Below are 1,452 nucleotides of genomic sequence, written 5' to 3'. Positions count from 1 at the left end.
GAACTTCACCAGAAGGGACACCTGATGACGATCCAGAGGACTCACTCTCTCGAGACGGTGGGCGGCGTGTCGCTTGCGTCCGGTGAGGCGGCTGCAGACGGTGCAGGCGTGAAGAGGATGCCGGAGAGTGTGGACGGGCTGAGCCTGGACCTGCTGGACGCGCTGACGCTGCTGGCGCAGGACCAGGTCCGCGCTGGCGGGCTGAAGCTGGTGGGTGAGGGCGGGCTGCTGCCCGCGATCACGCAGCACCTGATGCAGGCCGCGCTGGAGACCGAGTTGGAGGAGCATCTGGCGGCCGAGGCGGAGCGGGTCGGCGGGCGGGGCTCGCGGTCGGGCGGCAACGGCCGTAACGGCTACCGGCAGAAGAAGGTGATGAGCGAGGTCGGGCCGATCGTGCTGCAGGTTCCGCGTGATCGGCGGGGCACCTTCCGGCCGAAGGTCCTGCCCAGGCATGCGCGGCGGACCGGCGCGCTGGACGAGATGGTCCTGTCGCTGACCGCGCGGGGCATGACCTCCGGCGAGATCGTCGCGCACCTGGACGAGGTCTATGGGATGAGCGCGTCCAAGGAGCTGATCTCCACGATCACCGACAAGGCCCTGGACTCGATGAACGAGTGGCGCACCCGTCCCCTCGACGCGGTCTACCCGGTGATCTTCATCGACGCGATCCACGTGAAGATCCGTGACGGGCAGGTCGCCAACAGACCGATCTACGTGGCCATCGCGGTCACCGCCGACGGCTACCGCGAGATCCTCGGCCTGTGGGCCGGCGACGGCGGCGAGGGCGCCAAATTCTGGCAGCAAGTCCTCACCGACCTGCGTAATCGCGGCGTGAAGGACGTCCTCATGCTGGTCTGTGACGGGCTGAGTGCGCTGCCTGACGCGGTGGGCAACGTGTGGCCGCAGACCGTCGTGCAGCGATGCGTCGTTCACCTGATCCGTCAGAGCCTGCGCTACTGCTCGCGGCGGAACTGGCCCGAGGTTGCCGCCGACCTCAAGCCCGTCTACACCGCTGTCAACGAGGCCCAGGCCCGCGAGCGGCTCGAGGAGTTCGACGCCAAGTGGGGCCACAAGTACGGCAGCATCGCCGCCGTCTGGGAGCGGGCCTGGAGCGAGTTCGTGCCCTTCCTCGCCTTCCCCGACGCGATCCGCGAGGTCGTCTACACGACCAACAGCATCGAGTCCCTCAACGCCCGCTACCGTCGCGCGGCCACCGCCTGCGGACATTTCCCCAACGAACAGGCAGCGCTCAAGAGGATCTACCTCGCCACCCTCGCCCTCGACCCCTCCGGCCGCGGCCGCAAGCGCTGGAACAACAAGTGGAAAGCCGCTCTCAACGAGTTCGACCAGCTCTTCGACGGCCGCCTTACCGCCGGACGGGTATAGGCCGACCGGACCAACCAAATACCACTAGGCTAAACGGCCTAAAAACACCTAAATCATGATAGACCC

The 1,452-nt window shown here is 67.1% G+C and carries 1 protein-coding gene; it reads left to right on the top strand.

The features are described 5' to 3' along the window. Positions 1-117 precede the first annotated feature (117 nt). Complete coding sequence (locus ACFYX0_RS47820) at positions 118-1,386, top strand: IS256 family transposase (protein WP_388982141.1); 1,269 nt, start codon at positions 118-120, stop codon at positions 1,384-1,386. The last annotated feature ends 66 nt before the right edge of the window (positions 1,387-1,452 follow it).

The sequence above is a fragment of the Streptomyces sp. NPDC002573 genome (assembly GCF_042889625.1).
In the GTDB taxonomy this organism is placed as follows: Bacteria; Actinomycetota; Actinomycetes; order Streptomycetales; family Streptomycetaceae; genus Streptomyces; species Streptomyces gibsoniae.
Note: the sequence above shows the minus strand (reverse complement) of the source record. Positions and strands in the feature narration are given on the sequence as shown.

Excerpts from the sequence above, each read along its gene's own strand:
- ACFYX0_RS47820 (WP_388982141.1), top strand. The coding sequence starts at position 118 with ATGCCGGAGAGTGTGGACGGGCTGAGCCTGGACCTGCTGGACGCGCTG.